Consider the following 14,171-nt stretch of genomic DNA (forward strand, 5'->3'; position numbering starts at 1 on the left):
TCATGCTCAGGCCACCTCGCGTTCGGTCTCGGCGTGCGCCGCCTCGGCGTCACGGGTCAGTTCAGTGAAGGCTTCGGCCAACCCGGCGCGCTGCACTTCCAGCTGTGCCAGATCGGCGTCGGCCGAGAGCAGCCGACGCACCACGTCCTCGGCATCGACCGTGGCGATCTGCAGACGCCCCTCGTGCAACTGCGCATCGCTCACCTGCGGCCATGCCCGCACCTGCTCACACGTCAGCGCGGTGACACAGCGGATGCGGCGCACATCGACCCGTGCGCGCAAGTCGTCGACCGTGCCTTCGTGGATCACGCGCCCCCGCGCCATCACGCTGACGCGATCGGCCAGCGCCTCGGCTTCCTCCAGGTAGTGCGTGGTCAGCACGACGGCGCACCCCTCGTCGACCAGGGCGCGCATGGCCGACCACAACCGCTGCCGGGCTTCGATATCCATGCCCACAGTCGGCTCGTCCAGAAACAGCAGCCGCGGCCGTCCGCACAACGCCAGCGCGAACTGCACGCGGCGCTGCTGGCCGCCGGACAGCTTGCCGTACGGGCGTTCCAGCAGATCCTCGATGCCGGCCAGCGTGGCGCTGTCGGCCAGACTTCGCGGATTCGCGTAGTAGCTGGCCGTCAAACGCAGCAATTCGCGCACACGCAGCGTCGGCGGCAGCACCGCCGACTGCAGCATCACACCGATACGCCGACGTGCCTCGATGCGCTGCGGATCCATGCCGAACAGCTCGACCCGTCCCGCATCGGGCCGGATCAGCCCCAGCAGCAATGCGATGGACGTGCTCTTGCCGGCACCGTTCGGCCCCAGCGCGGCCAGCAGCTCGCCGGGCCGGACGTCCAGATCGATGCCGCGCAGGGCCTCGACGCGGCCGTAACGTTTGCAGACGCCGCGCAACGCGGCCACGCAGGATGCGGATGTATTCATGGGATTGCCCTCCTTGGTCGCCATGATGGCGATCCGTGCCCCGGACTGGCAGTCGCCGCCATCATCCGCCGCGCATGACAGGCGTCATACCGCCTGGCGGGGGTGTCGCCGAACCCGCCTCCGTGCTATGCTCTTGGGATATTTTTCTTTATCAATAGGCACTTAGCGCCGCATAAAGCACGACGCCGCGCTGCCCACCACTGGAGGAGAGACAGGTATGGGTCCGATCGAAATGTTGCGTGAGATGCGCGATTTCGGCGGTGCACAACGCACCACGGGGCTGGACGACGCCACCATCGAGCGATTCGCCGCCAACGATCCGGCGCTGGCCGGCGCCATCGAGGACGCGCTGGCGCGTCATCGCGAACTGCGCGCCGATTTCGAGGACTTCCTGAAGCTGGACGAGAACGACCAGCTGCAGCAGGCCCAGGCCGGCTTCATCAACTTCTACCCGGACGACGCCGTCAATCCGTACGTGCCGGCCGCTGCGCGCGGTCCGTGGATCGTCACGCTGAAGGGCGCGGTGGTTCACGACAACGGCGGCTACGGCATGCTCGGCTTCGGCCACAACAACGGAGCCGTGCATGCTGCGCTGAGCAAGCCGCAGGTCATGGCCAACGTGATGACGCCGAGCATCGCGCAGATGCGCATGGCGGAAGCCCTGAACAAGGAAATCGGCCGCAGCCGCCAGGGCGGCAACCCGTACGCCAAGTTCCTGTGCCTGAACTCCGGTTCCGAAGCCGTCGGCCTGGCCGGCCGCTTCGCCGACATCAACAGCAAGGAAATGACCGCTGAGGGCGGCAAGCACGCCGGCCGCAAGATCAAGCGCCTGGCCGTGCGCGGCGCCTTTCACGGCCGCACCAGCCTGCCGGCGAAGTATTCCGACTCGACCCGCGCCACCTACCTGAAGTATCTGGCCAGCTTCGCCGTGGCCGACCAGGAGCTGATCATCGTCGAACCGTACGACGTGCAGCAGCTCAAGGACGCCTTCGCCGAGGCGGACAAGCAGGGCTGGCACATCGAGGCCATGTTCCTGGAGCCGGTGATGGGCGAAGGCGATCCGGGCCGCGCCGTGACGCCGGAGTTCTACGCCGCCGCGCGCGAACTGACCAAGACCCACGGCACGCTGCTGCTGATCGATTCCATCCAGGCCGGCCTGCGCACGCAGGGCGTGCTGTCGTTCGTCGACTATCCGGGCTTCGAGCATCTGGAAGCGCCGGACATGGAGACCTACTCCAAGGCGCTGAACGCCGGCCAGTACCCGCTGTCCGTGCTGGCCGTGAACGAGCGCACCGCCAAGCTGTACCGCAAGGGTGTGTACGGCAACACCATGACCGCCAACCCGCGCGCGCTGGACGTAGCCTGCGCCACGCTGGGCCAGCTCGACGACAGCGTCCGCCACAACATCCGCGAGCGTGGCCAGCAGTTCGTCGACCGCCTGAATCAGCTCAAGGACGAACTCGACGGCCTCATCACCAAGGTGCAGGGCACCGGCCTGCTGTTCTCGTGCGAGTTGAACCCGAGCTTCAAGTGCTACGGCGCCGATTCCACCGAGGAATACCTGCGCGAGCACGGTCTGGGCGTGATCCACGGCGGCACCAACTCGCTGCGCTTCACCCCGCACTTCAACGTGACCGAGGCCGAGATCGACCTGATCGTCGACCGCGTGCGTCACGCCCTGCTGGAAGGTCCGCGCAAGCAGAACGCCGAAGCGGCCTGATCGCAGCGCCAACGCGAAGCAAGACCTGGGGCGCGCCGGTTCGACCGGCGCGCCCTTTCCATGCATGCCGTTCGCTCCATCACGCGCACGGCTGGCACTATGCTGTGTCGAGAACACCACGACCCTACGGAACGAGACACCCATGAAGATCGTCGAAGTCGACCATCCGCTAGTCCGCCACAAACTCGGCCTGATGCGCCAGGCGGATCTCAGCACCAAGCATTTCCGCGAACTCAGCGGCGAGATCGCCTCGCTGCTGACCTACGAGGCCACCCGCGACCTGGAAACCGAGGACACCGAGGTCGAAGGCTGGGCCGGACCGGTCACCGTGCAGCGCATCAAGGGCCGCAAGATCACCGTGGTGCCGATTCTGCGCGCGGGTCTGGGCATGCTGCCGGGCGTGCTGGACATGATTCCCGCCGCAAAGGTCAGCGTGGTCGGCCTGCAGCGCGACGAGACCACGCATCAGCCGACGACCTACTACGAGAAACTCACCGGCCGCATGGACGAGCGCACGGCCATGATCGTCGACCCGATGCTGGCCACCGCCGGCACCCTGATCGCCACCGTCGACATGCTCAAGGCCGCCGGCTGCAAGCGCATCAAGGGCCTGTTCCTGGTCGCCGCGCCGGAAGGCCTGGATCGAGTCATCGCCACGCACCCGGACATCGAGATCTACACCGCGTCCATCGACGAGCGGCTCAACGAGAATCGCTATATCCTGCCGGGACTGGGCGATGCCGGCGACCGTATCTTCGGCACGCGGCAGGACACCGCCGCATCCGCCTGACCCGTCGGTCCGGGGCCTGCACGCTGAAGGACGCAGCGTCACACCGACGTAAGATCGTCGGCCTATCTTGGGGGGAAGGTAGGTCTTTTCGACATGGAAATGGGGAGGTTGAACATGAGACTCAATGGACGTTGCGCCCTGTTCGGCGCAGCTTTGGCGATGCTGTTGGCGGCGATGCCCGCCATGGCCTCGGATCTGACCATCAGCCAGTTCCGCGTGCGCGGACCGCAGGGCGGCAATGACGAATTCGTCGAACTGCACAACGGCGGCGCATCCGCCGTGGACGTGGGCGGCTACAAATTCCAGGCGTCCAACGCCTCGGGCACCGTAGGCACCCGCGCTACGCTGCCCTCCGGCACCACCATCGCGCCGGGCTGCTTCCTGCTGCTGACCAACACCGCCAGCAACGGCTACTCCGGCAGCGTCGCCGGCGACATCCACTACAAGACCGGCGTGACCGACACCGGCGGCCTGGCACTGACCGACGCCAGCGGCAACGTCATCGACCAGATCGGCCTGAGCGCCGGCTCGGCCTTCGGCGAAGGCACCCGCCTGAGCTCGCTGGGCTCGACCAACGCCGACCGCAGCTACGCGCGCAAGGCCGACGCCAACGGCGCCATCCAGGACACGGATGACAACGCGACCGACTTCGCGCTGCAGCAGCCTTCCGATCCGCACGACGCGGCCAGCACCTGCACCGCTGTGGGCTTCAGCGTCTCGGTGGCCGATGCCTCCGTGACCGAGGGCAACAGCGGCGATCGCAGCCTGCAGTTCACCCTGACCCTGAGCGAGCCCGCTCCGGCGACGGGCGCCAGCGTGCGCGTGACCACAGCCGACGACACCGCCACCGTGGCTGACCACGACTACGACGCGCTCGACCAGGTCGTCAGCTTCGCGCCGGGCGCGACCACGGCAACCGTCGACGTCACCGTGCACGGCGACACCAAGGTCGAGTCCGACGAGGACTTCTTCCTGCGCCTCAGCGATGCCTCGACCGGCCTGTCCATCGGCAACGGCCAGGCCATCGGCGCGATCCTCAACGACGACATCGCCACGGTCGAGATCTTCGACATCCAGGGCAGCGGCAGCACCTCGCCATATGTCGGCCAGAAGGTGCGCACGCTGGACAACATCGTCACCGCGATCGGTCCGAACGGCTTCTTCATCCAGACGCCCGACGCGCGCGACGATCACAACCGCCTGACCTCCAATGGCGTCTACGTCTACACCGGCAGCGCGCCGACCGTCGCCGTCGGCGATGCGGTCGACGTGCTCGCCCGCGTCTCGGAGTACTACGACCTGACCGAGCTGAGCAGCGCCACGGTCACCGTCGACAGCCACGACAACGCCCTGCCCGCCGCCGTCGTGTTCGACAAGAACACGCCGTCCAGCGACCCGGCGCACCTGTCCTGCGGCACCACCAACTTCGAGTGCTTCGAAGGCATGCGCGTGACCGTCGCCCACGGCATCGTCGACCGCGGCAACCAGAGCTACAGCGGCGACCGTTACGCCGAGTTCTTCGCCAGCGCCGGCGGCGTGCGCTCGCTGCGCAGCCAGGGCGTGCCCTACGGCGACCAGCCGTCGGACGTGAACTCCGGCGTGTGGGACGGCAACCCGGAAGTGTTCGAGGTCGATGCCGACGCGCTCGGCGCCGTACCCAACGGCACCGGCTACAACGGCGGCTCGCGCTTCACCGCGACCGGCGTGATGAGCTACGACTACGGCGACTACGAGCTGTGGCCGTCGTCGATCCAGGTCACCCACGACAACCCGATGCCGCGCCCGGTACACGACCGCGTCGGCATGGGCACGCTGCGCCTGGGCAACTTCAACCTGCTGCGCCTGTGCGACACCGTGGCCGGCAACACCACCTATACCTGCGGCGACCGTGGCGAGCCGAGCGAGGCGCAGCTGGCGATCAAGCTGCAGCGCCTGTCGCAGTACATCGGCGGCGTGCTGAAGAAGCCGGACGTGCTGTCGGTGGAGGAAGTGGAGAACATCAACGTTCTGCAGCAGCTGGCCGATCAGCTCAACAGCGACTGGGGCACGAACTACACGCCGTACCTGATCGAAGGCCATGACCCGAGTGGCATCGACGTCGGCTTCCTGGTGCGCAGCGAGCGCGTCATGGTCACCGGTATCCAGCAGCTGGGCGGTGACACCACCTGGAACGACCCGTCCAAGGGCGGCCAGACGGCTTTCCTGCAGGATCGTCCGCCGCTGCTGCTGGAAGGCCGCCTGCGCGGTCCGGGCAGCTTCGCCTTCCACGTGCTAGCGGTGCATCCGAAGTCGCGTATCGGCGTGGACAGCGGCAGCAGCGCCGACCGCAACCGCGAGAAACGCTTCCTGCAGGCCAAGGAGACCGCGCAGTTCGTGCAGGCCCTGCAGTCCGATCCGCGCTACCGCAACATGCCGCTGATCGTGATGGGCGACTTCAACGCCTACCAGTTCACCGATGGCTGGGTCGATGTAGTCGGCGCCATCGCCGGCACCTACGACGACAGCGCCAACCTGCTGGACCTGGGCGGCAACATCGTCCATCCGGCGCTGTGGAACGCGGTGCGTTCGCTGCCGAAGAACCAGCGCTACTCGTTCCTCTACACCGAACAGCTGGGTTCGATCCAGGGCTACGCCACGCGTGACGTGCCGGTGATGCAGGTGCTCGATCAGGCGCTGCTGAACACTGTCGCGCAGCGTTACTTCCAGCGCTTCGAGTACGGCCGCGGCGACCTCGACGCACCGGACGAGACCGAGTACCAGGCCTATAACGCCACCGGTCTGGAGAAAGCCGTGGGCGTATCCGATCACGACGGCTTCGTGCTCGACCTGTCGCGCCCGCACGGCCCGCATGGTCACGGCTGGTGGGGGCATCAGCACGGCCACCACCATGGTCACGACCACGACCACGGCCATCACGGCCACTGAGTCCGCAAACGGGCATCGCCCGATCCAAGGACCCGCCACTCGGCGGGTCCTTTTTTGTGCGCGGGAACCTGCGCCAGCCCCGACCTACATCAGCCTCGATGAACGAAGACTAAAAAGTTTTCGCGGGGGGATGTTCGGAGAATCTCCTCAGGCGTAGGATTTCTCTCGCCGGCAATTCCGCCGGTTTCTTTTCGGGGATTCCTCGATGTCGATCCACACCAAGATGACGGCCGTCGCCGCCGCTGCCCTGTTCTGCACCGCGTTCATGGCCCAACCGGTCCTGGCCGCCACCACGCAAGCCAAGCCGGCCGCGACCGCCACCAAGAAAGCCGTGCATCACAAGAAGGCGCACCACCATCATCACAAGATGGCCAAGCACCACGCCAAGCACGCGAAGAAGGCTGTTGCCAAGGCGACGACCGCCAAGAAGTGATCCCGGCCGCGCCTCGCGCGCGCCGGTGCGACGCCATCCACGCGTCGCATTCGACTGAACGCCCGGTTCTGCCGGGCGTTCAGCGTTTCAAGGGTAGCCAAGAGCGCGACCGTCGACACCGCACCGACTCTGCACTGGCACCACGCCGACACGGCACTGCATCACACCGGCACCGCATCGCATGGCAGCGGCACTGACCTGCGAGGAAGCTCCATCCTGCCGTCATTACCTGCGAAAGCAGGAACCCAGTGACTGCTGGATCACGCTGAAAAAGCCAGGTCACGCGATCCCGGCTTCCACTGGGATGAAGACTGCTGGAACACCCCGCTGCGCGTAACCTCCGCCACAAGGATCTGCGAACAAGCTCCATCCTTCGTCATTCCTGCGAAAACAGGAACCCAGCGACTTCGCGTGCACTGAAAAGCTAAAGGCACGCGATCCCGGCGTTCGCCGGGATGATGGCCGAAAAAAGCATCCCCGCGACGCAGAGCCTCCGCCGCTCAGCGAAAACGATCCGTCGCCTCGATCAGCTCGTGCAGAATGCCCGGCTCGAAGCTGGAATGCCCCGCATCCTGCACGATGCGCAGATCCGCCTGCGGCCACGCGCGATGCAGATCCCAGGCACTGCGGATCGGGCACACCACGTCGTAGCGCCCCTGCACGATCACCGCCGGAATGCCCGCCAGCCGATCCGCGTTGCGCAGCAACTGATCGTCATGCTCGAAAAAGCCGCCGTGCACGAAGTAGTGACACTCGATGCGCGCGAAGGCGGTGGCGAAGGCATCGCCGCCCGCCGTGTCGATGTAGTCCTGGTTCGGCTGTAGGAAACTGCCGCCCGCCTCCCACACCGACCACGCCTTGGCCGCGGCCAACTGCGTGGCGCGGTCGTCGCTGGTCAGGCGGCGGTAGTAGGCGCTCATCATGTCGCCACGCTCGGCCTCGGGAATGGCCGCCTCATAGGTTTCCCACGCATCCGGATAGATCGCGTCGGCGCCCTTCTGGTAGAACCACTCCAACTCCCAGCGCCGCAGCATGAAGATCCCGCGCAGCACCAGCTCGCTGACCTTGTCCGGATGCGTCTCCGCATACGCCAGCGCCAGCGTCGAACCCCACGACCCGCCGAACACCTGCCAGCGGTCCACGCCCAGATGCTCGCGCAGCCGCTCGATATCGGCGACCAGATGCCAAGTAGTGTTCTCGGTGAGCTCCGCATGCGGCGTCGAACGCCCGCAACCGCGCTGATCGAACAGGATGATGCGATACGCCTCCGGATCGAAGAACCGCCGACAATCCGCATTGCAGCCACCACCCGGTCCGCCGTGCAGAAACACCACCGGCTTGCCATCCGGGTTGCCGCACTGCTCGTAGTACAGCGTGTGCAGACCCGACACCGGCAGCATGCCGCTGTCGTAGGGTTCGATTTCCGGATACAGGGTGCGGCGGTCGCTGGGCATGGATGGCTCCATTGTCGGGTACGAAAGGGCCAAGGATACCGCGCTTGTCGCTTGGCTTTGAAACCTCGCATGACCCGAAGTCTTATCCAACCGTTTTGATCAGCCGAGCGATATCGACAGACTGTTGCGTCGATCGTTAAATCCAAGACCCGAAGCGGCCGTTGGCTTGGCCGGCTCACCCCGTTACACCGACATCCTGTCCTGCGTAACTCATACACCCTCCTGCTGTCGCATAACGTCGTCAGCCTAATCGCTGCGAAGGTGTCGTAGAAGCAGACAAGCCTTTGACAGAAAGTAGGATTTACCTGATTGCCGCCAGCGGATGCATATCCCATACTGGGGCGCAACGCGTCTCTACGACGCCGAATAAGCGTTAGAGTCCATAAGGGGGGTGTTTCTGTGAGTTGGGTAACCGTACTAAAGGCATCGTTTCCATACGTCAGGGATATTGCAACCGTTGCAATACCGGCATTCACGTCTCGACCCGAAAAGAGCAAGCCTGATGCTCCAGAGGCATCGGAGCCACTCGCCGTCGCTCAAACGCAAATTAAGGAGCTCCAAGGTGCTGCTGTTGCAAATGCAGAATCCATCAAAGGACTTGCGCGGCAGCTTGAAGAGATCATTCAGGGACTTGAGCATTCTGCCACTCAACTACAACGTAAAATGGCCAAACTGATAAGCCTCCTGTATGTGTCGAGTGGCGTTGCCGTTGTCGCCCTTGGTTGTGCACTTTGGGCGCTTGCGCGGTGAACTCTAACAAGTTAGCCAAGCCGACGCGGGAAAGCCCCGCGCGGCTTACTTCCGGCGTTAGCCCTATGAAAGACATGTGGTCCTTCGTCGCAATGCAGTATTACGGGTTAATACTCAACCGTACGTACCTGGTTTCTGTTGCTGCAGACAATATTCGCGGGCAAGTCTGCCGAGGCCTGACGTCCGTCGAGGGCGGCATTGGGTTAGCTAGCTCGATCACCCACTCTCTCGCAGTTCAGGGCGACCTGGATGATCCGCGCTCGTATGTCTCAGATCGCCAATTGCTCCGCGAAAACGGAGCGAACTTCATATTTAGTCTCTCCGAGATCACATCAGTGACCTACAACCCCCGCAAGAAATGGGGAATGGGCTACTACCCCCATGACGGACGAGTAATTGTTCAAACGCTTGAACGGCGTCTGGAGTTCATCATCCTGGGCAACCAATCCGGCGAGCAGATCGCACGTCGCCTGCGCGAGTGCGTCGCACAGGCTAACAGATCGTTCGAGGCGGACGGCTCCGCCGCCGCTCAACTCCAGCGTTAGACCTTGTTTGCCTTATGACCGAACCTTCAGTGTGGTCAATTGCCGGTGCAATTCTAGCTTCGCTTGGGGGCGGAGCCGTCAAAGGATAAAAGGTGTCAGGGACAATTTCTTGCAGCAGGCTGATTCTGACCCGAAGCGGTCGTTCAAAAAGTGTACTCTGAACTGGGCTTTACAACCTACAAGACCCCGCAAAAATTTGTTATACATAAAACAAAGTACAAAAACCGATGGGTTACATGCAGGCTAACCTAGTTGATAGAAGTGGCCGTAAAGGCCACACTCGGTACAACCCCGAAGAGGGGTAGATTCAAGTTTGCTCTGACAGGGGGATAGAACTGTGACCGATGAACATATCAAGGCAATCTGCGGCATCGTCATGCCCATATCTGAGATCGACGGCTGCACCGAGTCGCACTGGGCAGATGTTCTTGAGATCATTACCGAGGCCGTTGAAGACGCCAATTTCTCGGCAAATTTGGTAAGCAACGCCGATGACGTCGGAATCATCCACAAAAGAATAATTCAGAACTTATACGATAACCCTATTGTTGTATGTGATGTCAGCGGCAAAAACCCAAATGTGATGTTTGAATTAGGCCTGCGCTTAGCATTTGATAAACCAACCATAATCGTTAAAGATGATAAAACATCATACTCTTTCGATACATCTGCGATAGAACATATCGAGTACCCGAGAGACCTTCGTTTTTCTAAAATCGTTGAGTTCAAAGAAAAACTTTCCGCCAAAATTTCAGCTACACATGAAAAGGCCACACAAGATAAGAATTTCACGACATTCCTCAAGCATTTCGGAGAATTCACTGTAGCTAAATTGCAAAAAAAGGAAGTTTCAGGACAAGAATTTATACTCGAAGAGCTAAAAGGCATGCGATATGCCATACAACGGCTGGAACATAGGAAGTATCTTGACAGCCGCAAAGATTTCCTCAGAAGAACAATTCCGAGCAGGGACATTGATATCTGCTTGGGCGGTCGATCCGAGGCCGCTATTGAAAAAGCTTTTTCGTCAGCAAAACAAATTCCGGAATTATGCGACGTGGAGATATTCCACCGAAGCCCTGATCATGCACATATTTTAGCTTCGATTATTGATGGCGAGAATATCAATATCGAGCAGATTGAAGAGCGTATCGGTGGTCGTGTACGACTACGTAGACTGCGTAATCGCTCAGCAAATAAGACAAGTAATTAAAATACTGCGCACGCACCGCAGTAGAACGAAAAGGGGACGGAGGGAATTAAGCCAATGCCTGAAACCTTCTAAGGTGCCTCAGGCATCGAACAACTTCCCCGGATTGAGAATCCCGTGCGGGTCGAACACCCGCTTCACCTGTCGCATCAGCTCGATCTCGGAGGGCGTGCGGATCGTGTCCAGATAGGGTTTCTTCAGCAGCCCCACGCCATGCTCGGCGGAGATGCTGCCGCCGTGGCGTTGCAGCACCTCGCACAGCATGCCGGTGACGCGGCCGCATTCGGTGACGAAGTCCTGCATCGCCATCGCCTCGGGGCGCAGCACGCTGATGTGCAGGTTGCCGTCGCCGATGTGGCCGTACCAGACCACCTCGAAATCCGGATACTCGCGGGCGAACAGGGCCTGCATGTCGGCAAGGAAGGCCGGCACACGCGACACGCGCACGGAGACGTCGTTCTTGTACGGCGTGCGCGCGGCCAGCGATTCGGTGATGCCTTCGCGCAGGTGCCACAGTTCCGCCGCCTGCGTTTCGCTCTGCGCCATCACGCCGTCGATCAACCAGCCCTGCTCGGCGCCGTGCTCGAACGCGGCCAGGGCGGCCTCGCCCGTGGCGTCGTCCGGCGTTTCGTATTCGACCAGCACGTAGTACGGCGCTTCGCTGTCGAACGGCCGCTTGCCGCCGTGCGCCAGCACGTGCGCCAGCGCCTTGTCGGTAAAGAACTCGAACGCGGTCAGCGGCAGGCGTTCGCGGAACATGGCGAAGGCCTGCATCAGGCTGTCCATGTCGGGCACCGCCATCACCATCACCTGCGGCGCGCGCGGCGGGTCGGTCAGGCGCATCGTGGCTTCGACGATCAGGCCCAGCGTGCCTTCGGAGCCGGCGAACAGATGGCGCAGATCGTAGCCGGTGGCATTCTTGACCAATCCTCGGTTGCATTCCAGCACCTCGCCGGTGCCGGTGACGACCTTCACGCCGGCCAGCCAGTCGCGGGTCAGGCCGTAGCGGATCACCTTGATGCCACCGGCGTTGGTCGCTATGTTGCCGCCAATCTGGCTGGAGCCGCGGCTGCCGAAATCGACCGGGTAGTACAGCCCCTTCTCGCGCGCCTCCTGTTGCAGCGTCTCGGTGACTACGCCGGCTTCGACGGTCATGGTGCGGTCGATGGGATCGAAGTCGAGGATGCGGTGCATGCGCTGCATCGACACCACCACCTCGCCGTGCATCGCCACCGCGCCGCCAGAGAGGCCGGTGCGGCCGCCTGAAGGCACCAGCGCCACGTTCTGTTCGACCGCCCAGCGCACCAGCGCCTGCACCTCCTCGATGCTTTCCGGCAGCGCCACGGCCAGCGGCGCGGGCGGGTACTGGCGGGTCCAGTCGCGACCGTAGTGTTCCAGATCGGAAGGCTCGGTCAGCACGCGTTCGGGCGGGAGCAGCTGGCGCAGGGAAGCGAGGACGTCGGACATGGCGGTGACAGGCGCGGCATCGAAACCCCGAGTGTACGGCACGCGACACGCGTCACCCGCGACGAATCGTCATTTCCGCCGCCACCGGTGCTTCTGGCATAGTCGAGACTTCACCCTGCACGTAGCCGCTCACGCCATGCCCAAGACCTCGTTTCCGCGCGAAGACCTGAAGATCCTGCTGCTGGAGGGCGTCAGTCCGACCGCAGTCGAGGCCTTCCAGGCCGCCGGGTACACGCGCATCGAGTACCACGACAAGGCGCTGCCGCACGACGAACTGCTGGCGGCGATCGAGGACGCACACATGGTCGGTCTGCGCTCGCGCACGCAGCTGACCGACGAGGTCATCGGCCAAGCGCGGCGGCTGTTCGCGGTCGGCTGCTTCTGCATCGGTACCAACCAGGTGCAGCTGGACACCGCGCGCCTGCGCGGCATTCCGGTGTTCAACGCGCCCTACTCCAACACCCGCAGCGTGGCTGAACTGGTGCTGGCCGAAGCCATTCTGCTGATGCGGCGCATCCCCGAGCGCAACGCTGCCGCCCACCGCGGCGACTGGCTGAAGTCGGCCGACGGCAGCTACGAGGTGCGCGGCAAGACGCTCGGCATCGTCGGCTACGGCCACATCGGCACCCAGGTCGGCGTGCTGGCCGAGTCGCTGGGCATGCGCGTGCTGTACCACGACATCGAATCCAAGCTGATGCTGGGCAACGCGCAGTGCGCGGACAGTCTGAACGCGTTGCTGTCCGCGTCCGACGTGGTGACGCTGCACGTGCCGCAGACGCCGGAGACCGCCAACATGATCGGCGCGGCCGAGATCGCGGCGATGCGTCCGGGCAGCATGCTCATCAATGCCTCGCGCGGCAACGTGGTCGATATCGACGCGCTGGCCGCGGCCCTGCGCAGCGGTCATCTGGCCGGCGCCGCCGTGGACGTGTTCCCGCGCGAACCCAAGAGCAAGGGCGAGGAGTTCGTCTCGCCGCTGCGCGATCTCGACAACGTGCTGCTGACTCCACACGTCGGCGGCAGCACGCAGGAGGCGCAGGCCAATATCGGTCAGGAGGTCGCCGCCAAGCTGATCCGCTACAGCGACAACGGCTCGACCCTGTCAGCGGTGAACTTCCCCGAAGTGGCGCTGCCCGGGCACCCGGACAGCCGCCGTCTGCTGCACATTCACCGCAACGTCCCGGGCATGCTGTCGCGGGTCAACGAGGTGTGCTCGCGCGATGACATCAACATCGACGGCCAGTACCTGCAGACCGACGGCGAGATCGGCTACGTGGTCATCGACATCAGCGCCACCGAAGCGGCGGCCGAGAGCATCAAGGAGCAGCTGGCCGCCATCGATGGCACGCTGCGCACGCGCCTGCTGTACTGAAGCACGCGCACTGCCACCGAGCAGGAGATCTGGACATGAACGATGTCGTCAACCTGGCCGAGAAGCTGGCACAGTTCAGCGAGCACTGGTCGCCGCGCGTCGTCGCCGAGCTCAACGACTACCAGCTCAAGGTGGTGAAGCTGCAGAACAGCTTCGTCTGGCACAAGCACGACGACACCGACGAACTGTTCCTGGTGCTGCAGGGCGCGATGTCGATCCGCCTGCGGGACGGCGACGTGTCCCTGCAAGCCGGTGAACTCTACGTCGTGCCGCGTGGCGTCGAGCATCAGCCTTACGCCGAGGATGAATGCCACGTCCTGCTGATCGAGCCGCGCGGCGTGGTCAACACCGGCGACGCCAAGGACTCCCGTCTGCGCGCCGACAACGACCGCTGGATCTGAAGGCCGTTGCGCGCCGCACGGCGCAGGCCCCCTCCCCGGAATCGCATGCCATCGGCGTGCACTTCGCGCCCGGCCGGCCGCGCGCCAAACCCCGTTCGCCCTCTTTGAATTCGGGCACAAAAGAAAACCGGCGCCCTCTCGGACGCCGGTTTCTGGAATCTGTTGCCG

At 63.6% G+C, this 14,171-nt stretch carries 12 protein-coding genes; 9 read left to right on the forward strand and 3 right to left on the reverse strand.

Annotated features, from left to right (window positions below):
- Window positions 1-6: 6 nt before the first annotated feature.
- On the reverse strand, window positions 7-936 hold the full coding sequence (locus HF690_RS03560; protein ID WP_168608445.1) for an ABC transporter ATP-binding protein: 930 nt from the start codon (window positions 934-936) through the stop codon (window positions 7-9).
- A gap of 217 nt (window positions 937-1,153) precedes the next feature.
- Here HF690_RS03560 and HF690_RS03565 point away from each other — a divergent pair, with 217 nt between their 5' ends.
- From HF690_RS03565 to HF690_RS03580, 4 genes are all read left to right on the forward strand, one after another.
- Window positions 1,154-2,656, forward strand: a complete 1,503-nt coding sequence (locus HF690_RS03565) for an aminotransferase class III-fold pyridoxal phosphate-dependent enzyme (protein ID WP_168608446.1) — start codon at window positions 1,154-1,156, stop codon at window positions 2,654-2,656.
- Window positions 2,657-2,798: 142 nt separating this feature from the next.
- Entirely contained in the window at window positions 2,799-3,446 is a 648-nt protein-coding gene (gene upp, locus HF690_RS03570; protein WP_113065367.1) for a uracil phosphoribosyltransferase, read from the forward strand.
- Between the two features lie 114 nt (window positions 3,447-3,560).
- Window positions 3,561-6,371 (forward strand): lamin tail domain-containing protein, encoded by a 2,811-nt coding sequence (locus HF690_RS03575; protein ID WP_168608447.1) that lies wholly within the window; start codon window positions 3,561-3,563, stop codon window positions 6,369-6,371.
- A 205-nt stretch (window positions 6,372-6,576) separates the two neighbouring features.
- Window positions 6,577-6,804, forward strand: a complete 228-nt coding sequence (locus HF690_RS03580) for a hypothetical protein (protein ID WP_113065369.1) — start codon at window positions 6,577-6,579, stop codon at window positions 6,802-6,804.
- 500 nt (window positions 6,805-7,304) lie between these two features.
- Here the strand turns inward: HF690_RS03580 and pip are convergent, their stop codons facing one another.
- Window positions 7,305-8,258 (reverse strand): prolyl aminopeptidase, encoded by a 954-nt coding sequence (pip, locus tag HF690_RS03585; protein WP_168608448.1) that lies wholly within the window; start codon window positions 8,256-8,258, stop codon window positions 7,305-7,307.
- Between the two features lie 399 nt (window positions 8,259-8,657).
- On the opposite strand from pip, the gene HF690_RS03590 reads away from it, so the two are divergent.
- The 3 genes from HF690_RS03590 (at window position 8,658) to HF690_RS14990 (ending at window position 10,766) form a co-directional block, all read left to right on the forward strand.
- Window positions 8,658-9,008: a hypothetical protein gene (locus HF690_RS03590; RefSeq protein ID WP_168608449.1), complete on the forward strand. Its 351-nt coding sequence runs from the start codon at window positions 8,658-8,660 to the stop codon at window positions 9,006-9,008.
- A gap of 65 nt (window positions 9,009-9,073) precedes the next feature.
- Window positions 9,074-9,553, forward strand: coding sequence for a hypothetical protein (locus HF690_RS03595; RefSeq protein ID WP_168608450.1), 480 nt, complete (start codon window positions 9,074-9,076; stop codon window positions 9,551-9,553).
- A 337-nt stretch (window positions 9,554-9,890) separates the two neighbouring features.
- Window positions 9,891-10,766, forward strand: a complete 876-nt coding sequence (locus HF690_RS14990; protein ID WP_205300790.1) for a hypothetical protein — start codon at window positions 9,891-9,893, stop codon at window positions 10,764-10,766.
- Between the two features lie 78 nt (window positions 10,767-10,844).
- Here the strand turns inward: HF690_RS14990 and HF690_RS03605 are convergent, their stop codons facing one another.
- Complete coding sequence (locus HF690_RS03605) at window positions 10,845-12,230, reverse strand: FAD-binding oxidoreductase (protein ID WP_168608451.1); 1,386 nt, start codon at window positions 12,228-12,230, stop codon at window positions 10,845-10,847.
- A 136-nt stretch (window positions 12,231-12,366) separates the two neighbouring features.
- Here HF690_RS03605 and serA point away from each other — a divergent pair, with 136 nt between their 5' ends.
- Together serA and HF690_RS03615 are read left to right on the forward strand one after the other, a co-directional pair.
- Window positions 12,367-13,602, forward strand: coding sequence for a phosphoglycerate dehydrogenase (gene serA, locus HF690_RS03610; protein ID WP_168608452.1), 1,236 nt, complete (start codon window positions 12,367-12,369; stop codon window positions 13,600-13,602).
- A 35-nt stretch (window positions 13,603-13,637) separates the two neighbouring features.
- Entirely contained in the window at window positions 13,638-14,003 is a 366-nt protein-coding gene (locus HF690_RS03615) for a cupin domain-containing protein (protein ID WP_168608453.1), read from the forward strand.
- Window positions 14,004-14,171: the final 168 nt, after the last annotated feature.

It is taken from the genome of Oleiagrimonas citrea (assembly GCF_012395255.1).
GTDB classification, from domain to species: Bacteria; Pseudomonadota; Gammaproteobacteria; order Xanthomonadales; family Rhodanobacteraceae; genus Oleiagrimonas; species Oleiagrimonas citrea.